This is a genomic window from Gordonia sp. HS-NH1 (assembly GCF_001418765.1).
Lineage (GTDB): Bacteria > Actinomycetota > Actinomycetes > Mycobacteriales > Mycobacteriaceae > Gordonia.
In genome coordinates this window covers 231,649-254,614 of sequence record NZ_LIYC01000003.1, presented here as the reverse complement: position 1 = coordinate 254,614, position 22,966 = coordinate 231,649, and the positions used below count along the sequence as shown (strand labels likewise).

The 22,966-nt window shown below is 68.7% G+C and carries 22 protein-coding genes and 2 pseudogenes; 6 read left to right on the top strand and 18 right to left on the bottom strand.

The window, feature by feature from the left end:
• Both AMD30_RS25380 and AMD30_RS25780 read right to left on the bottom strand, forming a co-directional pair.
• Positions 1-193 (bottom strand): annotated as a pseudogene (locus tag AMD30_RS25380) (HNH endonuclease); the annotation flags it as partial.
• A gap of 148 nt (positions 194-341) precedes the next feature.
• Positions 342-497 (bottom strand): annotated as a pseudogene (locus AMD30_RS25780) (flavodoxin family protein); the annotation flags it as partial.
• On the opposite strand from AMD30_RS25780, the gene AMD30_RS04585 reads away from it, so the two are divergent.
• From AMD30_RS04585 to AMD30_RS04575, 3 genes are all read left to right on the top strand, one after another.
• Positions 496-732, top strand: coding sequence for a hypothetical protein (locus AMD30_RS04585; protein WP_055474822.1), 237 nt, complete (start codon positions 496-498; stop codon positions 730-732). The pseudogene AMD30_RS25780 and the gene AMD30_RS04585 overlap by 2 nt on opposite strands.
• A 116-nt stretch (positions 733-848) precedes the next feature.
• The gene (locus tag AMD30_RS04580) at positions 849-2,006 is read left to right on the top strand and encodes a hypothetical protein (RefSeq protein WP_156354141.1); all 1,158 of its coding nucleotides are present in this window, start codon (positions 849-851) and stop codon (positions 2,004-2,006) included.
• Positions 2,003-2,509, top strand: coding sequence for a hypothetical protein (locus AMD30_RS04575; RefSeq protein WP_055474820.1), 507 nt, complete (start codon positions 2,003-2,005; stop codon positions 2,507-2,509). Before AMD30_RS04580 ends, AMD30_RS04575 begins: the two co-directional genes overlap by 4 nt.
• A 436-nt stretch (positions 2,510-2,945) precedes the next feature.
• Here the strand turns inward: AMD30_RS04575 and AMD30_RS04570 are convergent, their stop codons facing one another.
• The 4 genes from AMD30_RS04570 to AMD30_RS04555 all read right to left on the bottom strand — a co-directional run bounded on the left by AMD30_RS04570 (position 2,946) and on the right by AMD30_RS04555 (position 5,245).
• Positions 2,946-3,398 (bottom strand): flavodoxin family protein, encoded by a 453-nt coding sequence (locus AMD30_RS04570; protein ID WP_055474819.1) that lies wholly within the window; start codon positions 3,396-3,398, stop codon positions 2,946-2,948.
• A gap of 4 nt (positions 3,399-3,402) precedes the next feature.
• Positions 3,403-3,942, bottom strand: coding sequence for a hypothetical protein (locus AMD30_RS04565; protein ID WP_010841434.1), 540 nt, complete (start codon positions 3,940-3,942; stop codon positions 3,403-3,405).
• 3 nt (positions 3,943-3,945) lie between these two features.
• On the bottom strand, positions 3,946-4,695 hold the full coding sequence (dapB, locus tag AMD30_RS04560; RefSeq protein ID WP_014926520.1) for a 4-hydroxy-tetrahydrodipicolinate reductase: 750 nt from the start codon (positions 4,693-4,695) through the stop codon (positions 3,946-3,948).
• A 67-nt stretch (positions 4,696-4,762) separates the two neighbouring features.
• On the bottom strand, positions 4,763-5,245 hold the full coding sequence (locus tag AMD30_RS04555) for an Lrp/AsnC family transcriptional regulator (RefSeq protein ID WP_055474818.1): 483 nt from the start codon (positions 5,243-5,245) through the stop codon (positions 4,763-4,765).
• Positions 5,246-5,394: 149 nt separating this feature from the next.
• On the opposite strand from AMD30_RS04555, the gene ald reads away from it, so the two are divergent.
• Positions 5,395-6,510, top strand: a complete 1,116-nt coding sequence (gene ald / locus AMD30_RS04550) for an alanine dehydrogenase (RefSeq protein WP_014926518.1) — start codon at positions 5,395-5,397, stop codon at positions 6,508-6,510.
• On the opposite strand, the gene AMD30_RS04545 is transcribed toward ald, so the two are convergent.
• On the bottom strand, positions 6,511-7,269 hold the full coding sequence (locus AMD30_RS04545; RefSeq protein WP_055474817.1) for an NRDE family protein: 759 nt from the start codon (positions 7,267-7,269) through the stop codon (positions 6,511-6,513).
• Between the two features lie 7 nt (positions 7,270-7,276).
• Positions 7,277-8,758, bottom strand: a complete 1,482-nt coding sequence (locus tag AMD30_RS04540; RefSeq protein ID WP_055474816.1) for a putative nucleotidyltransferase substrate binding domain-containing protein — start codon at positions 8,756-8,758, stop codon at positions 7,277-7,279.
• A 135-nt stretch (positions 8,759-8,893) separates the two neighbouring features.
• Between AMD30_RS04540 and AMD30_RS04535 the strand changes: the two genes are divergently transcribed.
• Entirely contained in the window at positions 8,894-9,631 is a 738-nt protein-coding gene (locus AMD30_RS04535) for a hypothetical protein (RefSeq protein ID WP_055474815.1), read from the top strand.
• Positions 9,632-9,703: 72 nt separating this feature from the next.
• Here the strand turns inward: AMD30_RS04535 and AMD30_RS04530 are convergent, their stop codons facing one another.
• The 3 genes from AMD30_RS04530 to AMD30_RS04520 form a co-directional block, all read right to left on the bottom strand.
• Complete coding sequence (locus AMD30_RS04530; protein WP_055474814.1) at positions 9,704-11,992, bottom strand: polyribonucleotide nucleotidyltransferase; 2,289 nt, start codon at positions 11,990-11,992, stop codon at positions 9,704-9,706.
• A 456-nt stretch (positions 11,993-12,448) separates the two neighbouring features.
• The gene (rpsO, locus tag AMD30_RS04525; RefSeq protein ID WP_004021887.1) at positions 12,449-12,718 is read right to left on the bottom strand and encodes a 30S ribosomal protein S15; all 270 of its coding nucleotides are present in this window, start codon (positions 12,716-12,718) and stop codon (positions 12,449-12,451) included.
• Positions 12,719-12,864: 146 nt separating this feature from the next.
• Entirely contained in the window at positions 12,865-13,833 is a 969-nt protein-coding gene (locus AMD30_RS04520; RefSeq protein WP_081637174.1) for a bifunctional riboflavin kinase/FAD synthetase, read from the bottom strand.
• 100 nt (positions 13,834-13,933) lie between these two features.
• Between AMD30_RS04520 and AMD30_RS04515 the strand changes: the two genes are divergently transcribed.
• Positions 13,934-14,602 carry a metal-dependent transcriptional regulator gene (locus AMD30_RS04515; protein ID WP_010841443.1) on the top strand — a complete coding sequence of 223 codons (669 nt, stop codon included), beginning with the start codon at positions 13,934-13,936 and terminating at the stop codon, positions 14,600-14,602.
• A 22-nt stretch (positions 14,603-14,624) separates the two neighbouring features.
• Here AMD30_RS04515 and truB read toward each other — a convergent pair whose 3' ends face one another.
• The 7 genes from truB to infB all read right to left on the bottom strand — a co-directional run bounded on the left by truB (position 14,625) and on the right by infB (position 22,952).
• Positions 14,625-15,524: a tRNA pseudouridine(55) synthase TruB gene (truB, locus tag AMD30_RS04510; RefSeq protein WP_055474813.1), complete on the bottom strand. Its 900-nt coding sequence runs from the start codon at positions 15,522-15,524 to the stop codon at positions 14,625-14,627.
• 1 nt (position 15,525) lies between these two features.
• Positions 15,526-16,182, bottom strand: coding sequence for a 4'-phosphopantetheinyl transferase family protein (locus tag AMD30_RS04505; protein ID WP_055474812.1), 657 nt, complete (start codon positions 16,180-16,182; stop codon positions 15,526-15,528).
• Positions 16,179-17,180 carry a metallophosphoesterase family protein gene (locus tag AMD30_RS04500; protein WP_193363242.1) on the bottom strand — a complete coding sequence of 334 codons (1,002 nt, stop codon included), beginning with the start codon at positions 17,178-17,180 and terminating at the stop codon, positions 16,179-16,181. Before AMD30_RS04500 ends, AMD30_RS04505 begins: the two co-directional genes overlap by 4 nt.
• Positions 17,181-17,208: 28 nt before the next feature.
• The gene (locus tag AMD30_RS04495) at positions 17,209-18,561 is read right to left on the bottom strand and encodes an MATE family efflux transporter (RefSeq protein WP_197282740.1); all 1,353 of its coding nucleotides are present in this window, start codon (positions 18,559-18,561) and stop codon (positions 17,209-17,211) included.
• A gap of 20 nt (positions 18,562-18,581) precedes the next feature.
• A complete protein-coding gene (locus tag AMD30_RS04490; protein WP_010841448.1) occupies positions 18,582-19,538 on the bottom strand; it encodes a DHH family phosphoesterase in 957 nt (318 codons plus the stop codon).
• On the bottom strand, positions 19,535-19,990 hold the full coding sequence (gene rbfA / locus AMD30_RS04485; RefSeq protein ID WP_010841449.1) for a 30S ribosome-binding factor RbfA: 456 nt from the start codon (positions 19,988-19,990) through the stop codon (positions 19,535-19,537). Before rbfA ends, AMD30_RS04490 begins: the two co-directional genes overlap by 4 nt.
• Before the next feature lie 100 nt (positions 19,991-20,090).
• A complete protein-coding gene (infB, locus tag AMD30_RS24440; protein WP_084817193.1) occupies positions 20,091-22,952 on the bottom strand; it encodes a translation initiation factor IF-2 in 2,862 nt (953 codons plus the stop codon).
• Positions 22,953-22,966 lie beyond the last annotated feature (14 nt).

Here is a 22,966-nt window from a genome sequence, read left to right as displayed (position 1 = left end):
CAATGCCGGCCTTCCACGACAGCCAATGCGCCAGTGAGTGAATCCCCGGCCCCCGCCACGACTCCCGCTCGTCCAATTCCCCCACCAGTTCAAGGAAATCCGCTGTCAGCGCCGTGATCTGCGCGGCATACCCCAACACCCGCCCCTCGAGAACCTCATCAGACAACGACCCGGGATCCGCACCGTCGAACATCGACGCAACATCCCCACCGCTACGAAAAGCACTGACCCCCACCGCAACCCCCTGAACCAAGCGAACGGAACAGGACAAATGTATCGCCCAGCACCGACAATCCGCCCGGCCTCAACCCAAGGTCGAGGGTGTTCCGCGGAACACGCGCTCACCCCTCCATCAACCCCGCCGCTACCGTCGCACCCAGCTCCCAGGGCGCTTCGCGGTCGCCTTTGCCCGGGGTCCCGAAACGATGACTGCACCGCAGCTTTGGTACAGCCGAGGCCGGAGGTGATCGATCGACCGCTCGCACAGCCCCTTCGGTGTCCCGGTACGACCGGTCGGTGATCGTGCAGCGAATGCAGGCCGGGCGTCGCATCAAGAAGGCCAGCGGTGGTTACGCGGACGGGCAGCCCCCGTTCAAGTATCGATGCGGCGACGCCGCGGGCGAGCTGGTTCCCAACGAGGCCGAGCAGACTGTGCTCACCCGTATGCGCTCGCTCCACGCCGACGGTCTCGCACACGTGCGATCGCCGACGTCACTAGCGATGAGGGACTGACGACCCGCAAGGGTGGCCCGTGGTCGTCGGCGTCGGTGGCTCGCCTGCTCCGGCGCGCGGCGTGATCGCCGGGGTTCGAGTCCCCGAGGTCGGTGGGCTCGGCTAACCTGCAGACCATGACCGAGCCCCACCAGGACACCCGCGTCGTCGCGGCGATGCGCCTGAGCGGAGCACGGTTCAACGCCCCAGGAATACCAGCTGAATCACTCGTCGAGATCTCAGCCCTTGAAGACATACTCCGCTCGCTCGTGCGGCTCTACTGGCACGATCGCTACCCGACCAAGAAGCGGATGCCGAAGGGGTACGACGACCGGATCGCCCTGCGCTTGGTCCAGAAGATCGGCGAGGGCTCGTGCCGCGCAACGCTCGAATACGACCTCGGACCCGGCACGATTGCGTTCGACGAGGAGGACGAGGTCGAGGAGTACTACGGCCGCGCCCTCAACACCGTTGATGACTTCATCTCCTTCGCTCTGAGCGACGAGGGTCAGATTCCCGCCGACATGCGCCGCCTCCCGCCCAACAAGGTCAAGCGACTCGGCCAAACCCTCCACACTGGCGATGCGATTCAGGTCGCGCCCACTGACGCCGTCGAGTGGAAGGGTCGCCCTCGGTATACCCAGTCCGCCCGTAGCCACGCCATCGATAGCCTCGCCGTCGAGACCCGCAAACCCGCCACCGTCAAGGGACAGGTGATCGACTTCCACGTTCTCTCAGGCAAGATGACCGTCCGCGATCGAGAGCACAAGCGCGACATCACCGTTCCGTACCGCGAGTCCGATGTTGCGGTCGAGATCGCTTCCGCGCGCCAGCTATTCGAGTGCGAAGCCGAGGGCATGGGAGAGTTCAACGCTGACGGTCGACTGACCAAGCTGGCCACTGTCAAGACACTCAAAGTCGTCGACGTCACCGAGGATGCCCGCGCCGCTCGGGCTGCGGTCGAAGCGCTCGCCGATCTCGGTGAGGGCTGGCTCGATGGGGAGTCTGGCGAACCGATCGTGGCGGCGGTGGTCGAGCGGGGTCGGGCGGTTATCGACGCGATGATCTCCCTGGGCAACATCACCCGGGCGGTGTTCCCCACCGAGCCCGGCGGCATCCGGTTCTTTTGGCCAGAGGCCGAGAACCAGCTCTCGATCGAGGTGGAGCCGACCGGCGCACTCTATGTACATGCGACCGACCTACCCGCCGGTACCTTCGTCGAGGACAAGGTCTCTCCCGACGTCGTCGATCTTGTCGCCGCCCTTGACTCTTGGCTCTCGGAGACGACCTCATGAACGAGGGAGCGGAGAAGACCCGCGAGCGCATTACCCAGCCCGATCAGGTGCTCTACCGACCAATTGCGCGTGCGTACGTATCTGAAGGCGTGGTCGCGCCCGATGCATTCCTGCTTAACTCCAATGACAGGGCCGACTCGAACCGGCTCTCGGTCACGCGGGGATCGGTCGCAACGGCCGAAGACGCGTACAACGAGCGCGCCGCCACCCTCAAAGCGGGGTGCGAGAAGCGAGGTGCGCCCTACCGACCCCCGGTGGGCGTCCTGGGCGTGACAGTCGAAGAGGTCGAGTCCGTCGAGATCAAGTCCCCTGATGGCTCCGAGGCACGTCGACCGCTGAGCGCGTGGGATGACTCGATGAACGAGGACGTACCTGACACCCACGGGCATATCGACTACAACGGCGTCCCGTTCTCCGAGAAGGGCGCGCATCTCAACACCGCGAAGGCACTGCTTGCCCGTGCCGTCGACCACGGCTGGAAGTACGGTCCAATCGATGAGTGACCGCACGAAACTGTGCTGTCTATGGTCATCACGCGACGCTACGCGGTCCGATGGCTGCACGCTCACGTTCGTCTAGGTGGTCGTTAAACTCTGAGTATGCCAACGCCTTTCGTCATCGTCGCCTACTCCAGGCCGAGTGAGCGGCGCTGCGTTGCACCCCCGGGTGTCTAGCTTTATCCCCATGACAGCAGCAGTGATCGGTACCGCTTCCGGCGACATGAGCACGTTCTCGTGGCAGTCGCGCCTCGCCGCCTATGAAGTCGCGCGACAATCTGACCGTGCGCGCCCGTTCAGCGTTCAAGACCCCCTCGGCCACACGTGGGCCTCGGCGTCTCAGGACAGACCCGGGTGAGCCTGCCGTTCATCATCGTAAGCAGCGGCTCCGACAACCTCCATACACGCCTGTGGATAACTGTGTTTCATGCGGGCCTTCGGGCTAAGTCATGAGCTGTGCTGCGACCGTTGCGCCCAGCTCCCAACACGCTTCTCGGGCTTCCTTGTCCGGGGCGCCGGAGACGATGACGTGTTCGGCGGCCTTGGTCCAGCCGAGACCGGCGGTGATCGAATCGACCGCTCGCACAGCCCCTTCGGTGCCCTGGTTGCCGTGGAGGAACAGCCCGAACGGTCGTCCCTGCGTCGAGTCGAGGATCTGGTAGTAGCTGACATCGAAGGCGTGTTTCAGTGCGCCGCTGATGTATCCGAGGTTCGCGGGGGTGCCGAGTATGTACCCGTCGGCTTCCAGCAAGTCGCTCGCCGACACCGACAACGCCGCCCGGCGGACCACCTCGACGCCCTCGATCTCCGGGTCGGTCGCACCGGACACGACGGCCTCGAACATCTCCTGGCACGCCGGTGACGGCGTGTGGTGGACGATGAGCAGCCGGCTCATGTGGCTACTGCTCTCGGCCGTGGTACTGGGCGACGGCCCGTTTCATCATCGACCGGGCCCGGGTGCGGTCGCCGGCGTAGTCGTAGGCACGGGCGATGCGGTAGGTGTTGTGCCAGTCGTGCGGGTCGGCCTCCCACTCGGCCTTCACCTGTGCGAAGAGCTCGTCTGCCGCATCGCGTTCCATCCGTCCGGAGGCACGGTGCGGCAGGTGGGAGATGTCGAGTTCGCGACCCTCGTCGGCCATCACGGCGGCGAGCTTCTGGTGCTCGAGCCCCGCCCGCAGCGTCGCGTAGACCAGCCACGCCCCGATCAGCGGTAGCGCGATGACGCCGACTCCCAGACCGACGCCCGCGACGGTGCCGGAGGCGATCAGCTGGACGCCGCGCCAGCCGAGCAGCGCGAAGTACACGATGAGCGCCACGACGAGGAACGCGATCATCCAGACGATCGGGCGGGAGTCCTTCGCACGGGGACCCAGGCGCGGTGCGCCGCCTTCGGTGTCGTCGTCGTGGGCCGGCTCGTCCGGTGGGCCTGCGGGGGTCATCGGTCAGAGATCCATCAGTTCTTCGAGTCCGATCGTGAGCCCCGGCCGGCCGGCGATGCTGCGCACGCCGAGGAGCACGCCGGGGGCGAACGATGCGCGATCGAGGGAGTCGTGCCGGATGGTGAGCGTCTCACCGGCGGTGCCGAGCAGCACCTCCTGATGGGCGACGAGTCCCGCGAGCCGCACCGAGTGGACGCGCACGTCGTCGACGACCGCGCCACGGGCGCCGTCGAGTTCCTCCGTCGTGGCATCGGGGCTCCGCCCGACACCCGCCTCGGCCCGCGCACGCCCGATCAGCTCCGCCGTGCGATAGGCGGTGCCCGACGGGGCGTCGGCCTTGTGCGGGTGGTGCAGCTCGATCACCTCGACCGACTCGTAGTACTTGGCGGCCTGCGCGGCGAAACGCATGGACAGGACGGCGCCGATCGCGAAGTTCGGTGCGATGAGAACACCCACGCCGGGGTTGTCGGACAGCCAGCCGCGGACGGTGTCGAGACGTTCCTCGGTGAATCCGGTGGTGCCGACAACGGCGTGAATCCCGTTGGCGATGAGGAACTTCAGGTTGTCCATCACCACATCGGGATGGGTGAAGTCGACGACGACCTGGGTCTCGGTGTCGGTGAAGTACTCCGGTGAGTCCCCCTTGTCGACTCCGACGGTGTAGGTGAGGTCGTCGGCATTCTCGACCGCGGCGACGATCGCCTGCCCGACCTTGCCCTGGCTGCCCAGGACGCCCACCTTGATACCGCTCATGTCCACCTCTTCTTGTCGACGCCGCCTCGTCCCAACCGTTGCCGGGCCAGTCTAGTGGCGTCCCGGTTCAGAAGATCGGGGCACCGCCGCGGCGGTGCTCGAACACCAGCGACGTGGTGGTTCCGGCGACCTCCGGCCGGCCGTTGAGCCGTTCGACGAACTGTCGCAACGCCTCCGTGTCGGCGGCGGCGACGTGCAGCAGGTAGTCGTCGGCGCCGGCGAGGAAGAAGACGTCGATCACCTCGTCGTGGGTGGCGATCTCGCCGACGAACCGCCGGATCTGACCGCGCGCGTCGGACTGCAGGCTGACGGCGACCATGGCTCGGAGCGGACGCCCCAGCGCAGCCGGGTCGACATCGGCGAAGAAGCCACGGATGATGCCGAGTTCGACGAGCCTGCGCAAGCGGCCGTGGCACGTCGACGCGGCGATGCCGACGCGCTGCGCCAGTTCGCTGTTCGCCATCCGCGCATCCGACTGGAGCAGGCGCAGCAGCTCTCGGTCCGTCGCGTCCAGCTCACCGGCCCGAACATCCTTCGGAGTCGCGGCCATCGAATCTCCCTCGTTTCACACGATCGTCGCCAGACCGCAGCTGGCGAGAATATTCTTCAGTCACATTGTGGCATGGTCGACTTTACTTCACTCTGGAAATCAGTTCACCGAGGAACATTCAGGAGACCGCGAACCCATACGGAGTCACCATGCGCATCGGCATCCCCACCGAGATCAAGAACCACGAGTACCGGGTGGCCATCACCCCGGCCGGCGTCACCGAACTCCACCATCGAGGTCACGACGTCGTGATCCAGGCCGGCGCCGGCGAGGGCTCGGCGATCTCCGACAACGACTTCAAGGCGGCCGGTGCACAGATCCTGGGAACCGCCGCCGAGGTGTGGGACCAGGCCGAACTGGTCCTGAAGGTGAAGGAACCGATCGCCGCGGAGTTCGCGCTGATGCGCCGCGAGCACACGCTCTTCACGTACCTGCACCTCGCGGCGGGACGGGCCTGCACGGAGGCGCTGCTCGATTCGGGCGTCACCTCCATCGCCTACGAGATGGTCCGGACCGCCGACGGCGCCCTTCCGCTCCTGGCGCCGATGAGCGAAGTCGCCGGGCGCCTCGCACCTCAGGTGGGCGCCTATCACCTGATGCGTTCGGCGGGCGGACGGGGCGTGCTCATGGGCGGTGTCCCCGGGACCGAACCCGCCGACGTCGTCGTCCTCGGCGGTGGCGTCAGCGGCGTCAACGCGGCGCAGATCGCGCTCGGCATGGGCGCCCAGGTCACCGTCTTCGACATCGACATCGCCAAACTGCGCGCCATCGACGCCCGCTTCGGCGGCCGGGTCCACACCCGGTACAGCACGGGGCTCGCGATCGACGAAGCCGTCGTGCACGCCGACCTGGTGATCGGAGCCGTTCTCGTCCCCGGCGCCAAGGCACCGGTCCTCGTCTCGAACGGCACTGTCGCCCGGATGAAGCCGGGCGCGGTGCTCGTCGATGTCGCGATCGACCAGGGCGGCTGCTTCGAGGATTCCCGACCCACCACCCACGCCGACCCGACCTTCGCCGTCCACGACACGGTGTTCTACTGCGTCGCGAACATGCCCGGCAACGTCGCGCGCACGTCGACGCAGGCGCTCACCGGAGCGACGCTCCCCTACGTGCTCCGACTGGCCGATTCGGGACCGGAGCAGGCATGCGCGACCGACCCGGCACTCGCCTCGGGCCTGAGCACACGGCACGGCGAGCTGTTCACCGCCGAAGTCGGTGCCGCGCTCGACCTCCCCGTGTCACCGAACCCGTTCGTGCACAACTGATCAGAAGGTCAGCGTCGTGGTTCCACGGCGTCGGCCCCGCCAGCCGTAGCGGCGTTCGGTCATCGACCCGTGCCCGTCGTATCCCACACGGAGCAGGGTCGACGCCCGGGTGCCGTAGCCGGGGATGTTGATGAACAACGACGACAGCGCCGCTTCGGCCTGCGGGCCGACGCCGGTGTCGGGCAGGCGCGACGGGTCCGGCCGATCCTGGTCGGCCAGCAGGGCGAAATACTGCTCGTCCGGCCCGTCGGCCGCGACCAGGTCCGTCATCGCCGTCGCCCCGTCGACGACCTTCGGCCAGTCGTTGTCCAGGGCACCGTTGGAGAGTCCGTGCACGCCGTCGGCGACCCGCTCCGCGCGCGGCTCCGGCCGGTTGGTCATCCACCACAGTTCGTTCCGGTCGGCGACGAGCAGATTGACCGGGTCGTACGCGGCGGCGTCGTCCAGGACGCGGTGGGCGTACACCTTCGGGTCGTCGTCGCCGAGCAGGTAGTCCACGGGAAGCTGCCCGCGCGAACGGATGCCGGTCCGCCTGGCCGGCCCGACGCGGACGTTCGTCACCATCGCCACCCGGTCGGGAGCCTCGGCGGAGACGGCCATCCACGTGCCGCCGGCCACCGCGTCGCGACCACCGATGATCGGCAGATCGTCCCAGTGCGACAACGCGAACGTGCGGCGGCGGTGCTGCTCGTCCCGGTTGGCGGCCACGATCAGACGCTGGGTGGGGTGGGTGTTCCACGCGAAGAGGATCAGGCACATCGGGTTTTCAGGTCACCTTCTCGGATCCGGGAAGCAGGCGGCTCATGTTCGCCATCCGACGCTGCACACCGGCGATCTCACGGACGGCCTGCCCGAGGAGGCTGCGGTCGAGCGGGGACAACTGCCGGACATCGAACCGGTCCCCCGGCGGGTCACCGTTGTCGAACTGGGCGACCTGATATCTCAGCCGGACGCGCTGCAACACATCGAAGACCTCGATGAGCGTCGACGCCTGCTCGTCGGGCAGCAACTCACTGCCGGCGGCGGCGCGCAGACGGCCTCGGGTGCCGACGTCGGTCGAACCGACACTGGCCGCGGCCCACCGCGCGATGTTGACCAACGGCGTCACCGCATGCTGCTTGACGTCGACGATGTTGCCGCGCCCGGTCAGCACATCCCGCCGCGAGCGCAGCCGGGCGCGCGTCGACAAGGTCTCGGCCAGTAGCAGATTCATCGTCCGAGGGTCGCGTCGCAGACCGGCGATCATCGCCACCGCCGGCGTGGCCGACACCGCGCCGCGCCCGCTGATCGGCCGGCCGTCGAGCATCAGCGACGTGAAGATCATGCCCTTGCCGGCGAGCGGGTCGTCGATCCAGGCCCGCGCGGCCGCCTGCCACTGTGAGTGTGTCCGCGCGAACAGCGGCTTCGACGCGACGGCACCGTTGGCGTCGACCCGCAGTCCCGCGTTCCGCACGACCTCGTCGACCTCGCCGAAGGCCGTTCGGTAGCGCTCGATCTCGCCTGCGGCCGAATCGTCGAAGGACACAGCCGAATCCACGTCGGAACTCAGCACCGGTTCCCGGCGGGCATTGCTGCCCAGCGACAACCAGGTGAAGGCCGATGGATCGAGCTCGGGATGGGCGACCAGGACGAGATCGAGCGCGCGGCTCACGACCGCGTCGACGATCAGGGAAGCCGCACGCGTGATCTCGTACGGCGGCCGGTCGCGGCGCACGAGATCGGCGGCGAACTGCGGCAGCCGCCGCGCATGTCCCTGCAGCTCCTCGACGTCGATCGAGCGGCGGATCTGTTCGCGCAGTGGGATACCGGCACCCGCCGGGTCGGCGACGAAGTCCCCCGGCCCGACGACACCCACCACGTCGCCGGCGGCGTCGCAGACCGGGACGATCGAGAGGTCACGATCGACGAGTTCGGTCAGGACGTCCATCGATGCCGCCCCGGCGTCGACGACGAACGCCGGTTCCGTCACGATCTCCCCCACCGGGGTGTCCACACCACGCCCGGCCGCGACCACCTCGGCCCGGATGACGCCGTCGGTGAGCACGCCGTGGCGTCGGCCCGGCAGCGGGATCACCACATAGTCCTGTCCGCGTTCGGTCATCAGCGCGGCCGCCTGACGGACGGTCATGTCGGCCCGACCGATCACCGGTGCGGTGCGCAGGAGTTCGGCGACGGCGCGCGTGGCGGAGACGTCGCCGGCGTCCCGACGGCGCGCGACCGTCAGCTGCAGCTTCTCCTCACCGGGCATCTCTGCAGAGTCTAGGCGCGCCACGCGATCACGAGGCCCGTCGGCCGGTCGAATGATTCCGGGTCCCGCAGGCACACCGCATGACCCGGGCGTCCCTCCAAGGAGCAGACACACTTCCGGAGCAAAGGACACCCGATGATCAAGCCTCACGTGGCCGCCGCGACCGCCCTGCTGGCCCTGGCCGCGGCGCTGGGCACCGCCACCCCCGCAGCCGCGGTCACCCCGCAATACGCCGACACGCTCACCGCCGGTCAGGGCATCCTGATCGGTGACGGCCTGTGCTCCATCGGATTCTTCGGAACCAACGCCGACGGCGACCGTCTCGCCGTCACGGCCGGGCACTGCGCGGAGGGGATCGGCGACGAGGTCACCACGACCACCGGCGAGCACATCGGCGAAGTCGTGGAGTGGAAGGACGACGGCGGCACCCCGGACGGGTCGATCACGCTCGCCGATCCCCGCGGGTACACCGTCATCGCGATCGAGGACGACTGGGAGGTTGACCCGGTGTTCGTCACCGCCGCCGACCCCGAGGTCGGCGAACCGGTGGCCAAGACCGGTGAGCGCACCGGCACCACCGTGGGCACCGTGACCGCACTGCTGCATCAGGAGGCGGCGCCCGAACACCGCCTCGTCAACGCCGAACTGGTGGTATTGGGCGGAGACTCCGGCTCGCCCTGGTACCAGGAGACCCGTGCCGGGCGCTATGTCCTCGTCGGGATCTCCTCGAGCGGCAACTTCGGTACCCAGAACCCCGACCAGGCGATTTCGACGGCCCAGACCATCGAAGGGCTGTACGCGCAGATCGCCGGCTCCGGGTCGGCCTGGACCGACGGGTTCGAGATCTGGTTCGACGAACCCGATCGTCGGTAGAGCCACGACACGGCGAAGGGGCCCGCCGTCCGCGTGGACGACGGGCCCCTTCAGGACCTACTCGATGTCAGATCAGGCGTCTGCGGTGGCTGCCTCGGCAGCCGGTGCCTCCGCCTTGTCGGCGGCGTCGTCGACCGGGACGAGGCTGATCTTGCCGCGCTCGTCGATGTCGGCGATCTCGACGCGGAGCTTGGAGCCCACGTTGACCACGTCCTCGACCTTGTTGATGCGCTTGCCCTTGCCGAGCTTCGAGATGTGCACCAGGCCGTCGCGGCCCGGCAGCAGCGACACGAACGCACCGAACGCGGTGGTCTTGACGACGGTGCCGAGGAAACGCTCCCCGACCTTCGGCAGCTGCGGGTTGGCGATCGCGTTGATGCGGTCGATCGCAGCCTGCGCGGACAGACCGTCGGCGGCACCGACGAACACGGTGCCGTCGTCCTCGATGGAGACGTTGGCGCCGGTCTCCTCGGTGATGCCGTTGATCGTCTTGCCCTTGGGGCCGATCAGCTCACCGATCTTGTCCATCGGGATCTTGATGGTGGTGATCCGCGGCGCGAACTGGCTCATCTCGTCCGGCTCGTCGATGGCCTCGGCCATGACGTCGAGGATGGTCAGCCGGGCGTCCTTGGCCTGGCTGAGCGCACCCGCGAGCACCTGCGAGGGGATGCCGTCGAGCTTGGTGTCGAGCTGCAGCGCGGTCACGAAGTCCTTGGTGCCCGCGACCTTGAAGTCCATGTCGCCGAAGGCATCCTCGGCTCCGAGGATGTCGGTCAGTGCGACATAACGGGTTTCACCGTCGACGGTGTCGGACACGAGGCCCATCGCGATGCCGGCGACCGGAGCACGCAGCGGCACACCGGCATTCAGCAGCGACATGGTCGACGCGCACACCGAACCCATCGAGGTCGAGCCGTTGGAGCTCAGCGCCTCGGAGACCTGACGGATCGCGTACGGGAAGTCCTCGACGCTCGGCAGCACCGGCACCAGCGCACGCTCGGCGAGCGCGCCGTGGCCGATCTCGCGACGCTTGGGCGAGCCGACGCGACCGGTCTCACCGGTCGAGTACGGCGGGAAGTTGTAGTGGTGCATGTACCGCTTGGACTTCTCGGGTCCGAGCGAGTCGATCTGCTGCGCCATCTTGACCATGTCGAGGGTGGTGACACCCATGATCTGGGTCTCGCCGCGCTCGAACAGCGCACTGCCGTGCGCGCGCGGGATGACCGCGACCTCGGCCGACAGCGCACGGATGTCGGTGATGCCGCGACCGTCGATGCGGAAGTGGTCGGTCAGGATGCGCTGGCGGACGAGCTTCTTGGTCAGCGACCGGTAGGCCCCGCCGATCTCCTTCTCACGACCCTCGAACTGCTCGCCGAGCTGGCCGAGGATGTCGGCCTTGAGCTCGTCGGTCTTGTCGTCGCGCTCCTGCTTGCCTGCGATGGTCAGGATCTCCGACAGGCGATCGGTGGCAGCGGCGGCCACGGCGTCGTAGACATCCGACTGGTACGGCGGGTACAGCGGGAACTCGGCGGTCTCCTTGGCCGCGGCGGCGGCCAGGGACTTCTGCGCCTCGCACAGGCGGGCGATGAACGGCTTCGCGGCCTCGAGGCCCTCGGCCACGATCGCCTCGGTCGGCGCCTGGGCGCCACCGGCGATGAGGTCGATGACGTTGTCGGTGGCTTCGGCCTCGACCATCATGATCGCGACGTCGGCCGAATCACCCGAACCCGAGACGATGCGGCCGGCCACGACCATGTCGAACACGGCGCCCTCGAGTTGCTCGACGGTCGGGAACGCGACCCACTGGCCGGCCTTGTTCTCCTCGGTCGGGATGAGCGCGACACGCACGCCACCGACGGGGCCGGAGAACGGGAGGCCGGCGAGCTGCGTCGAGGCCGACGCGGCGTTGATCGCGACGACGTCGTAGAGGTCGTTCGGGTTGAGCGAGAGGACGGTCACGACGACCTGGATCTCGTTGCGGAGGCCGTCGACGAACGACGGGCGCAGCGGGCGGTCGATGAGACGACAGGTCAGGATCGCGTCGGTCGACGGACGTCCCTCGCGACGGAAGAACGATCCGGGGATGCGTCCGGCGGCGTACATCCGCTCCTCGACGTCCACGGTGAGCGGGAAGAAGTCGAAGTGCTCCTTCGGGTGCTTCGACGCCGCGGTGGTCGAGAGCAGCATGTTCTCGTCGTCGAGGTAGGCGGTGACCGAACCCGCGGCCTGCAGCGCGAGACGTCCGGTCTCGAACCGGATCGTGCGGGTGCCGAAGCTGCCGTTGTCGATGACGGCGGTCGCCTCGGTGATCGCGTCGTCGTAGTCGTCGGCGAAATCTTCGGTGGTGTTCACATCTGTCATGTGGGGTGGAATCCCTTCGTTGCGGCTGCCGGTGGCGGCCGTCTGACGCGGCACGAAATCGGCCGCTTGTGCGGTTGGGGGTGGTCATCGCGGAGGTGCGCAGCACCTACTCACATGCCGCATCGAGCGGACACGTCCGTGAGAGCGCACGCGCGGATCGGACCGACCCAGAACGCACCGAGAATGTGCGGCAGCACGGTGAATGGCGCAGCGTGTCTGCGCCGGATGAGTGCTCAGACGGCCTTCGATCGAAGCGGCCGGAATCCTGCACGCCCGGGGGTTGCCCGGGCAGGGGTTCCGGCGGCCACTACCGAGGACCGATCTGGCTGGTCGTTCCGCACTGCCTCGAGTTTCGGCACGATCCGTCTGTCAGCCTATCACCGCCGACTGTGGATACCTCAATACGACAAACCGGCCGGCCCCGCGTTCGGGGGCCGGCCGGTGGAAGTCGTGGAATCAGCGACGCAGGCCGAGACGCTCGATGAGCGAACGGTAGCGGTTGATGTCGACCTTGGCGACGTACTTGAGCAGACGACGACGACGGCCGACCAGCAGCAGCAGGCCGCGACGGCTGTGGTGATCGTGCTTGTGCTGCTTCAGGTGCTCGGTGAGGTCGGTGATGCGCTTGGTCAGCATCGCGACCTGTGCCTCGGGCGACCCGGTGTCGGTCTCGTGCAGACCGTACTCGGCGAGGATTTCCTTCTTCTGCTCGACAGTCAAAGCCATGGAGATACTCCTGTTTCTCAGTACCGCGTCCGAAACAACCACGGTGCGCCACCGCGGACTGCAGCAACACCGACTGGCCAGGCTACCCGGCGTGACGGGCCGGACCCAAATCGGCGCCGGGAGCGCAGCGAGTGGGCCGCGTACCCTCAGCTCTCCGCCGCGGCCAGGATCTCCCTGGTCTTGACGACGTCGTCCCCCATCGCGGTGATCAGGTCGTCCACCCCGTCGAACTGTTCCATCCCGCGGATGCGGTGGACGAAGTCGACGGCGACGTGCTGACCGTAGAGGTCGGCGCTCTTGTCCAGCACGAACGCCTCGACGGTGCGGGTACGGCCCGAGAAAGTGGGGTTGGTACCGACCGACACCGCGGCCTGATAGCGCTCCCCCGGCTCGACCTCGCCGACCACCGGGCCTGCGCCGAGGATCGTGAACCACGCGGCGTAGACCCCGTCGGCGGGGATCGCGGCGTACATCGGCGGCGCCACGTTGGCCGTCGGGTATCCCAGGTCGCGGCCGCGGCCGTCGCCGCGCACCACCACTCCCTCGACACGATGCGGGCGTCCGAGCGCCTCGGTCGCGCGGTCGACGTCACCGGCCGCGACACAGGAACGGATGTAGGTCGAGGAGAAGGTCACCGCATGTTCACCGAACAGCGACACCGATTCCACCGAGAAGCCGAATTTCCCACCGAGTTCGGCGAGCTTGGCCACGTCGCCGGCCGCCTTGCGACCGAACGTGAAGTTGTCACCGACCACCACGACGGCGGCGTGCAGCGTCTCCACGAGGATGTCGTGGGCGAAGTCCTTGGGCGACCGGGCAGCGAGTTCAGGCGTGAACGGCATGACGCAGAAGACGTCGATGCCGAGCTCTTCGGCCAGCTCCGCCCGTCGCGTCAGCGTCGTCAGTTGCGGCGGATGGGATCCCGGGCGGACCACCTCGGACGGATGCGGGTCGAACGTCATCAGCACCGACGGCACCCCGTGCTCCTTCGCCGCCGTCGTGGCGGCGTTGATGAGCTCGGCGTGTCCCCGGTGGACACCGTCGAAGACACCGATGGTGACCACGCACCGTCCCCAGTCCGCGGGGATGTCATCCAGACCTCGCCATCGCAACACGCGACCAGAGTACGGGCACCCGGTGTTCCAAACCACCACCGCCACTCGCGTTTGCGGTGGGGTTAAGCTCTTGGTCATGCCTCGGGGATCGGATCGTCCGGTGACAGAACTGTCACAGGTGACCCAGGACTATCTGAAAGTGATCTGGACCAGCCAGGAGTGGGAAGACGTCAAGGTCACCACCAAGCTGCTGGCCCAGTCGCTCGGCGTGTCCGCATCCACCGCCTCGGAGGCGATCCGCAAACTCGCCGACCAGGGCTTCGTCTCGCACGAACCGTACGGCGCGGTCACACTCACCGACGAGGGCCGGTCCGCGGCCATCCTGATGGTGCGTCGTCATCGTCTGCTCGAGACCTTTCTCGTCCGCGAACTCGGATACCGGTGGGACGAGGTGCACGACGAGGCGGAGATCCTCGAGCACGCGGTGTCCGACCGCCTCATGGCTCGGCTCGACGCGAAACTCGGCTTCCCCGACCGGGATCCGCACGGCGACCCCATCCCGGCACTGGACGGCTCGATCCCCGCGCCGGATGCGGCGCTGCTCGCCGACCTGGAGGTCGGGGCGTCCGGCGCCATCGCCCGGATCTCCGACACGGATCCCGAGATGCTGCGCTACTTCGACCAGGTGGGCGTCGCGCTCGACTGCGTGGTGACCGTCGCCGAGAAACGTCCCTTCGCGGGGACGATCTCGGTGTCGCTCGACGACGCCGATCCGATCGATCTCGGCGACATCGCCGCGCGCGCCATCTTCGTCGTCCCGCGGTCCTGACCGTCCGACCGACGCCCGGGCGTCAGCGCAGGGTCGCCGGCCGGACCACCATGACCGAGCTCGCGCGGCGACCCTTCTCCTGGATCAGCGCGATCGCCTGTTCCCGCGGGTCGACGACCACATAGATCTCTTTCCGGCCGATCGGCTCCAGCCATCGTCCCTGGCTGATCGACTCGGCTTCGTCGTCGTCGATGTCCCGGCGCGGGAACGAGATCTTGACCGCCTCGTCGATGTCGAGGCTGACACGCGGCTCGTCGCGCACGTCGTCGAGCGTGCGCGCGTGGTCGAGCGTGAACGGGCCGACGGCGGTCCGCCGGAGTTCGGTCAGGTGCCCGCCGATGCCGAGTGCGGCACCCAGATCGCGTGCCAGTGACCGGATGTAGGTGCCCGACGAACAGTCCACCACCACATCGAGATCGACGAAGGTCCCGTCGCGCCGGGTGTCGAGCACCTCGAAGCGGGACACGGTGACCGGACGCGCCGCGAGGTCGAAGTCGGTGCCCGTGCGCACCAGCGCGTGCGCGCGACGGCCGTCGACCTTGATCGCGCTGACCTTCGCCGGGACCTGCTCGATGTCGCCGGTGAGATCGGCCACCCCCGTGGCGATCTCGGCGTCGGAGAGTCCGGACGCGTCGGCGGTGGAGATGACCTCGCCCTCGCGGTCGTCGGTCGTCGTGGACGCACCGAGCCGGATCGTCGCGGTGTAGGACTTCGTCGTCAGCGACAACAGACCGAGAAGCTTTGTCGCCCTCTCGATCCCGACGACCAATACGCCGGTCGCCATCGGGTCCAGGGTGCCCGCGTGCCCGACGCGGCGGGTGTTGAAGATCTTCCGGCAGCGCGAGACGACGTCGTGACTGGTCATCCCGGCGGGCTTGTCGACGACGAGCAGGCCGGCGTTCTCGATGGTTGCGTCGGCCACGTCAGGTCAGCGCGATCGTGGTGGTGATGATGCCGCGATCGACCAGCCAGCGCCCGGAGAACTCGAGCAGCGGCGGCCCGCCGTCCGCAGCGGCCGGATCGATGAGGATCCTCGAGGTGAACGTGCCCGACGTCGGGGTGGACTGCTCGAAGGTGATGTGGGCGTCCTCGAAACCCAGCCAGCGCTTGGCGACCGGGAACCATGCCTTGTAGGTGGCCTCCTTGGCACAGAACAGCAACCGGTCCCAGTGCAGGTCGCCCGACCGCGTCGCGAGGACCTCCCGCTCGGCCGGCAGGCTGGTGTGCTCGAGCACGCCGTCGGGGAGGCTGTCGTGGGGCTCGGCGTCGATACCGAGAGAACGCACCGACAGCGCGTACGCCACGGTCGCGGCACGATAGCCGTCGCAGTGGGTGAGGCTCCCCACGATCCCGGCCGGCCAGACGGGTGCACCCTTGTCGCCCTTGAGGATCGGGACCGGCTCGTGGCCGAGCTCGCCCAGCGCCTGCCGGGCGCAGTGCCGGACGGTGGTGAACTCGCGGCGGCGTTTCTCCACCGCTCGGGAGATCAGGCTCTGTTCGGCGGGCAGCAGGACCAGACCCGGCGGGTCGGCGAACGCCTCCGCCGAGGCGACGCCCGCCGGCATGAGTTGCTCGATCATCGGTTGTCCTCTCGTGCTTGCCGTTGCGCCTCTCGATCGGCCTGTCGCGATCGGCGCTCCGCCTGCCGCTGCTCGACGCGCTGCCGGAACTCGGCGGCCCGTTCGGCATAGTCCGGCGGCAGATCGAACCGGACCCCGTGCTCGGGCAGATCCGCCGCACCGAGTCCGTCCCCCGGGACGATGTTGCGCATCAGCGGGTTCGGGAGTCCGCGACGCTTCCATTCACGTGGGTAGCCGACCGACACCTCCTCGAACCGGATGCCGTCGTACCAGGTGGTCCTCGGGATGTGCAGGTGCCCGTACACACAGCAGGCCGCGTTGAACTCGGTGTGCCAGTCGGCCGTGAGTTCGCTGCCGCACCACAGCGCGAACTCCGGGTAGAACAGCGCGTCGCACGGCTCACGACGCAGCGGCCAGTGGTTGACGAGGATCGTCTTCTCGGCCGGATCGATGGCCTGCAGCCGGCGCCGGGTGATCTCGATCCTCGCCCGTCCCCAGGCGTCGCGGGTGGGGAACGGCTCCGGCGACAGTAGGAACTCGTCGGTCGCCACCACATTGCGTTCCCGGGCGAGCGCGAGCGCGGTCAGCTTGTTGGCCGTGCCCTCCGGGCGAAAGGTGTAGTCGTAGAGCAGGAACATCGGGACGACGCGGACCGGATCGGAGCCGTCGCCCGGATCGAACAGCGGATAGATGTCCTCCGGGGTGACGACACCGACGTCGCGGCAGGCCTGCACGAGGTAGTCGTACCGCGCGACCCCGAACACCTGCAGCGGGTCCTTGGCCGTCGTGTACAGCTCGTGATTGCCCGGCACCCACACCACGGTGGCGAACCGCGCCCGCAGACGCCGCAGGGTGTCGACGATGTCGTCGGTGCGTTCGGCGACATCACCGGCGACGATGAGCCAGTCGTCCGGCGAGGTCGGCCGGATGCTGTCGATGATGTGCTCGTTGCCCCGATGTGCGATGTGCAGATCGCTGATCGCCCACAGAGTAGCCACGAGGATCCATCGTGCCAGAGGGCCGCGGTCAGGCGCGGACCGCACCTGCCCGACGCCACCGGCCGGAGCGGATCCGCCACACCACGGTCGCCAGCCGGACCAGCATGAACACCACCAGACCCGACCAGGTCCCCGCCAGACCCCAGTCGAACACCAGCGACAACCAGATCAACGGCAGGAAGCCGACCAGGGCGCCGGTGAGTGTCGCCGTGCGCAGGAAGGCGGCGTCGCCGCTGCCGAGGAGTACGCCGTCGAGCGCGAAGACCACCCCGGCGATCGGCAGCATGCCGACGAAGAACCACCACGGCACACCGACGGCGTCGAGGACAGCGGCGTCGGATGTGAAGATGCGCGGTATCAGCGTCGCGCCGGTCGCGAAGACGGCACCCATCGCGGTGGCGGCGACCACCGAGACCGCGGTGACACGCCGGGCGACGGAGTCGGCGGCGCCGAGCCGGCCCGCACCGAGCGCGGCCCCCACCAGCGCCTGGGCGGCGATGGCCAGCGAGTCGAGGAACAACGCCATGAACTCCCACAGCTGCAGCACCAGCTGATGAGCAGCCACCTGGGCGACCCCGAAGCGCGCGGCGACCGCGGCCGCCGAGACGAAACAGACCTGGAACGACAGACTGCGCACCACCAGATCGCGCGCCATGACCAGCTGGGCGCGGATGATCGACCAGTCCGGCGCAAAGGCGCGTGTATGCGCCTCGCGGACCACCCGCACGGCGAACAACACCCCGGTCACGCCCTGTCCGATCACATTGGCCACCGCGCTGCCGTCCAGTCCCAGTCGCGGGAACGGGCCGATGCCGTGGACCAGTCCGACGACGAGCACCGCGGCCAGCGACAGGCCGACCACCACGTAGACGACCGGGCGGCGGGTGTCCTGCACTCCCCGCATCCACCCGTTGCCCGCCATCGACAGCAGGATCAGCGGGACACCGAACATCGCGATCCGCAGCCAGCCCGCCGCATCCTCGGCGACCGCGGCCGATTCCGGCGACGACGTCCCGACCAGCAGGCGCATCACCACCGGGGCGCAGGGATACGCCACGGCGACGATCAGGACGCCGACCGCGACCGCGATCCAGCTCGCCTGCACGCCTTCGACGACCGCACCGGACCGATCACCGGAACCGAATCGTCGCGCGGAGCGGGCGGTGGTGCCGTAGGACAGGAAGGTCAGCTGGGTACTGACGATCGAGAGCACCAGGGTGCCCACACCGAGAGCAGCCAGCTGTTCGCCGCCCAGGCGTCCCACGACCGCCAGGTCGAGCAGAAGGTACAGCGGAGGTGCGATGAGGACCGCGAGCGCCGAGACGGTGAGGGTGGCGATACGCGCGACCCCGGGAGCGTCCGCGGAATCGGACTCTCCGATGTCGGGCTGCCGAGCGAGGTTCAGAGCGACTCCAGCAACCTGGCGACCACTTCGTCGGCGGTACCGGTGTCGCTGTAGCCCGAGGCCTGACGATGCCCGCCACCACCGTGCGCCCGCGCAATCGGGACGAGGTCGACGCTGTCCTTGGATCGCAGCGAGACCGTCCAGACGCCCGGCTCGCCTTCCTTGAACACCGCGGCCACCTCGGCCTCGCGCGCGGTCCGGATCGTGTCCACGACGCTCTCGGACTCCTCCCAGCTCATCCCGGCCAGCGCCTGCTGGTCGACGACGGCGTAGACGAGCCCCTCGCCGTTGCACGCGGCCGGCACGAGCTGTGCGGACGCCAGGACGCCCGACATCATCGAGAACCACGCGAACGGATGCGAATCGAAGAGGATGCGGCTCCACCGGCGCGCGTCGACACCGGTCTCCAACAACCGGGCCGCGACGCGGAACGACGCCGGTCGGGCCCACCGGAACGAGCCGGTGTCGGTGCTGAGTCCGGCGTATATGCAGGTGGCGATGTCGGCGTCGAGCTCGACGCCCATGTCGTCGAGGACATCGAGCACCAGTACGGCGGTACAGTCGGCGGCCGGATCGACCAGGTCGAGGTCCCCGAAACCGGGGTTCGACGCATGGTGGTCGATCACGATCGAGGTCTGCGCCGCGGTGAACGTCGAGCCGAGGGAGTCGAGCCGCTCGAGATTGGCGGCGTCGACCGCCACCACCAGCGGGTGCCCGACGACCTGCGCGGGCGAGCACAACAGCTTGCCGCCGGGTAGTCCGGCGAGCGAGGCCGGGAGCTGCTCTGCCCCCGGATAGGAGACCTCGACGTCGACGCCCCGGCGGTCGAGTGCCAGCGCCAGCGCCAGACCGCTGCCGATCGTGTCCGCATCGGGGCGGACGTGACAGCAGATGGTCACCGCGGTCGCGGAGGCCAGCGTCGCGGCGATCGCCGCGCTCGACGAACCGCTCACTCTTCGATACCGGTGGCGTCGTCGTCGGCCGAGCGGTACGGGTCCGAGTCCCCCGCCGGCTTCGCCTCGGCGGCACGCCGGGCGACGAGTTCGTCGTTCGCGCGGGCTCGGGCGACGAGCTCCTCCATCTGACGCGCGGCATCGGGCACCGTGTCGAGGACGAAACGCAGAGTCGGCGTGAAACGCACGCCGGTGCCCGCGCCCACCTTCGACCGCAGCACACCGGTCGCCTTCGCCAGACCGGCGGCCGCAGCCTCGTAATCCGGTTCGGCGTCGATGGATTCGCCCATCACGGTGTAGTAGATCGTCGCGTCGTGGAGATCGTTGGTCACCCGGGCGTCGGTGACCGTCACATGTGTCAGGCGCGGATCCTTGATCTCGTGCGCGATCGCCGACGCGACGATCGTCGAGATCCGCTTCGCCATGCGCTGCGCCCGTGCTGGATCAGCCATTCCAGGACTCCTTCCATAGCGCTGCGTGCGCGCCGACCGGAATCCGGTCGGCGCGCACCACAGCTGTCGAGATGTCGTACGAGTTCGGTCGCTGCCGCGATCAGTCGCGCGGCTTCTCCCGCAGCTCGTAGGTCTCGATCACGTCGTCCACCTTGATGTCCGAGTAGGTCAGCGTGAGACCACATTCGTAGCCTTCGCGAACCTCGGTGGCATCGTCCTTCTCGCGCTTGAGCGAGGACACGGTGAGGTTCTCGGCGACCACGACGTTGTCGCGCAGCAGGCGGGCCTTGGCGTTACGCCGCATGACGCCCGACTGCACGAGACAACCGGCGATGTTGCCGACCTTCGACGACTTGAAGATCGCGCGGATCTCGGCGCGGCCGAGCTCCACCTCTTCGTAGATCGGCTTGAGCATGCCCTTGAGCGCGCTCTCGATCTCGTCGATGGCCTGGTAGATCACCGAGTAGTACCGGATGTCGACGCCCTCGCGGTTGGCCAGCTCGGTGGCCTTGCCCTCCGCACGGACGTTGAAGCCGATGATGATCGCATCCGAGGCCGCCGCCAGGTTGACGTTGGTCTCGGTGACGCCACCGACACCGCGGTCGATGATGCGCAGCGAGACTTCGTCGCCCATCTCGATGTTCAGCAAGGCCTCTTCGAGGGCCTCGACCGTACCCGAGTTGTCACCCTTGAGGATGAGGTTGAGCTGGCTCGTCTCCTTGAGCGCCGAATCCAGGTCTTCCAGGCTGATCCGCTTGCGGCTGCGTGCGGCCAGCGCGTTGCGCTTGCGCGCGTTGCGCCGGTCGGCGATCTGCCGGGCGATCCGGTCCTCCTCGACCACGAGCAGGTTGTCGCCTGCGCCGGGGACCGAGGTGAAACCGATGACCTGGACCGGACGCGACGGCAGCGCCTCGGGGACGTCCTCGCCGTGTTCGTCGACCATGCGGCGAACACGTCCGTAGGCGTCACCGGCGACGATCGAGTCGCCGACCTTCAGCGTGCCGCGCTGGACCAGCACGGTCGCCACCGGGCCACGGCCGCGGTCGAGATGCGCCTCGATGGCGACACCCTGGGCGTCCATGTCCGGGTTGGCACGCAGATCGAGTGACGCGTCCGCGGTGAGCAGGACGGCCTCGAGCAGCGCGTCGATGTTCTCGCCCTGCTTGGCCGAGATGTCGACGAACATGGCGTCGCCGCCGTACTCCTCGGGGATCAGACCGTATTCGGTCAGCTGCCCGCGGATCTTCTGCGGATCGGCGCCTTCCTTGTCGATCTTGTTCACCGCGACCACGATCGGCACGTCGGCCGCCTGGGCGTGGTTGACCGCCTCCACCGTCTGCGGCATGACGCCGTCGTCGGCGGCGACCACGAGGATCGCGATGTCGGTCGCCTTGGCACCGCGGGCACGCATGGCGGTGAACGCCTCGTGACCCGGGGTGTCGATGAAGGTGATCAGGCGATCCTCACCGTTGAGGTGGGTGTTCACCTGGTAGGCACCGATGTGCTGCGTGATGCCGCCGGCCTCGCCCTCACGGACGTTGGCCTTACGGATCGTGTCGAGCAGTCGGGTCTTACCGTGATCGACGTGGCCCATGACGGTGACCACCGGGGGACGCTGTTCGAGGTCTTCCTCGCCGCCCTCGTCCTCGCCGTAGGTGAGGTCGAAGCTGTCGAGGAGCTCACGGTCCTCGTCCTCGGGGCTGACCACCTGGACGCGGTAGTTCATCTCCGAGCCGAGCAGCTCCAGCGTCTCGTCGTTGACCGACTCGGTCGCCGTGACCATCTCACCGAGGTTGAACAGCGCCTGGACCAGCGATGCCGGGTTGGCGTCGATCTTGTCGGCGAAGTCCGAGAGCGACGCGCCGCGGGCGAGGCGGATGACCTCACCGTTGCCGCGCGGCAGCCGGACGCCACCGACGGCCGGCGCCTGCATGTTCTCGTACTCGGCGCGTTTCGCCCGCTTCGACTTGCGACCGCGACGAGGTGCGCCACCAGGACGACCGAAGGCGCCTGCTGCGCCGCCGCGTCCACGGCCGCCACCGCCACCGCCGCCGGGACGACCCCGGAAGCCGCCACCGGGAGGACCTCCCGGTGCGCCGGTTCCGCCGCCGCCACCGCGGTAGCCGCCACCGCCGCCGCCGGGGCCACCACGGCCTCCGCCGGCACCGCCACGACCACCCGGTCGGGCGTCAGGACGGGCCGCGCGAGACGGCATGGCGCCGGGACTCGGACGCGGGGGCATGTTGCCGGGATTGGGACGGGGACCGCCCTGGCCGGGAGCGGGACGACCGCCACCGGGACGGGGACCACCCTGACCGGACGGGCCGGGACGACCACCACCGGGACGCGGACCACCCTGTCCCGGACCGGGACGGGCAGCCGGTCGCGGCGCGGGAGCCGGTGCCGACGAATACGGGTTGTTGCCCACCCGCGGCGTGCGCGGACCCGGCTTCGGGCCGGGACGCGGACCCGGGGTCGACGCCGGGGCAGAGGGTGCTGCCGACGCGGCCGGGGCCTGCGGGGCGGGTGCCGCCGGGGCGGGCTGCGGGCTGGGACGTTCCGCCGCGGGGGCGGCGGGTGCCGGTGCCGGGGTCTCCACCGGTGCGGGAGCCGGCTTGGGGGCGCCCGGCTTCGGGCCGCTGGTACGGGGACCGGGGCTCGGGCGATCGGCGGCTGGCGCCGCCGGGGTTGCGGATGCACCGGGCTTCGGTGCGTTGGTGCCGCCGGACGGCTTGGGTCCGGGCTTGGCACCCTGGCGCGGGCCGGGCGCCGCGGACTTGGAGTCCTTGGCCGCCCCGTCCTTGCCGGGGAACGATTCACGCAGTCGACGGGCCACGGGGGCCTCTACCGTCGACGACGCCGATTTGACGAACTCGCCTTGCTCCTTCAGACGCTCGAGCACCTGCTTGCTCGTGACGCCGAGCTCTTTGGCCAGTTCGTGCACGCGGGCTTTGCCTGCCACTGCTCTCCTCACTT

Excerpts from the sequence above, each read along its gene's own strand:
- AMD30_RS04580 (WP_156354141.1), top strand. The coding sequence starts at position 849 with ATGACCGAGCCCCACCAGGACACCCGCGTCGTCGCGGCGATGCGCCTG.
- AMD30_RS04575 (WP_055474820.1), top strand. The coding sequence starts at position 2,003 with ATGAACGAGGGAGCGGAGAAGACCCGCGAGCGCATTACCCAGCCCGAT.
- AMD30_RS04570 (WP_055474819.1), bottom strand. The coding sequence starts at position 3,398 with ATGAGCCGGCTGCTCATCGTCCACCACACGCCGTCACCGGCGTGCCAG.
- AMD30_RS04565 (WP_010841434.1), bottom strand. The coding sequence starts at position 3,942 with ATGACCCCCGCAGGCCCACCGGACGAGCCGGCCCACGACGACGACACC.
- dapB (WP_014926520.1), bottom strand. The coding sequence starts at position 4,695 with ATGAGCGGTATCAAGGTGGGCGTCCTGGGCAGCCAGGGCAAGGTCGGG.
- AMD30_RS04555 (WP_055474818.1), bottom strand. The coding sequence starts at position 5,245 with ATGGCCGCGACTCCGAAGGATGTTCGGGCCGGTGAGCTGGACGCGACG.
- ald (WP_014926518.1), top strand. The coding sequence starts at position 5,395 with ATGCGCATCGGCATCCCCACCGAGATCAAGAACCACGAGTACCGGGTG.
- AMD30_RS04545 (WP_055474817.1), bottom strand. The coding sequence starts at position 7,269 with ATGTGCCTGATCCTCTTCGCGTGGAACACCCACCCCACCCAGCGTCTG.
- AMD30_RS04540 (WP_055474816.1), bottom strand. The coding sequence starts at position 8,758 with ATGCCCGGTGAGGAGAAGCTGCAGCTGACGGTCGCGCGCCGTCGGGAC.
- AMD30_RS04535 (WP_055474815.1), top strand. The coding sequence starts at position 8,894 with ATGATCAAGCCTCACGTGGCCGCCGCGACCGCCCTGCTGGCCCTGGCC.
- AMD30_RS04530 (WP_055474814.1), bottom strand. The coding sequence starts at position 11,992 with ATGACAGATGTGAACACCACCGAAGATTTCGCCGACGACTACGACGAC.
- rpsO (WP_004021887.1), bottom strand. The coding sequence starts at position 12,718 with ATGGCTTTGACTGTCGAGCAGAAGAAGGAAATCCTCGCCGAGTACGGT.
- AMD30_RS04505 (WP_055474812.1), bottom strand. The coding sequence starts at position 16,182 with ATGATCGAGCAACTCATGCCGGCGGGCGTCGCCTCGGCGGAGGCGTTC.
- rbfA (WP_010841449.1), bottom strand. The coding sequence starts at position 19,990 with ATGGCTGATCCAGCACGGGCGCAGCGCATGGCGAAGCGGATCTCGACG.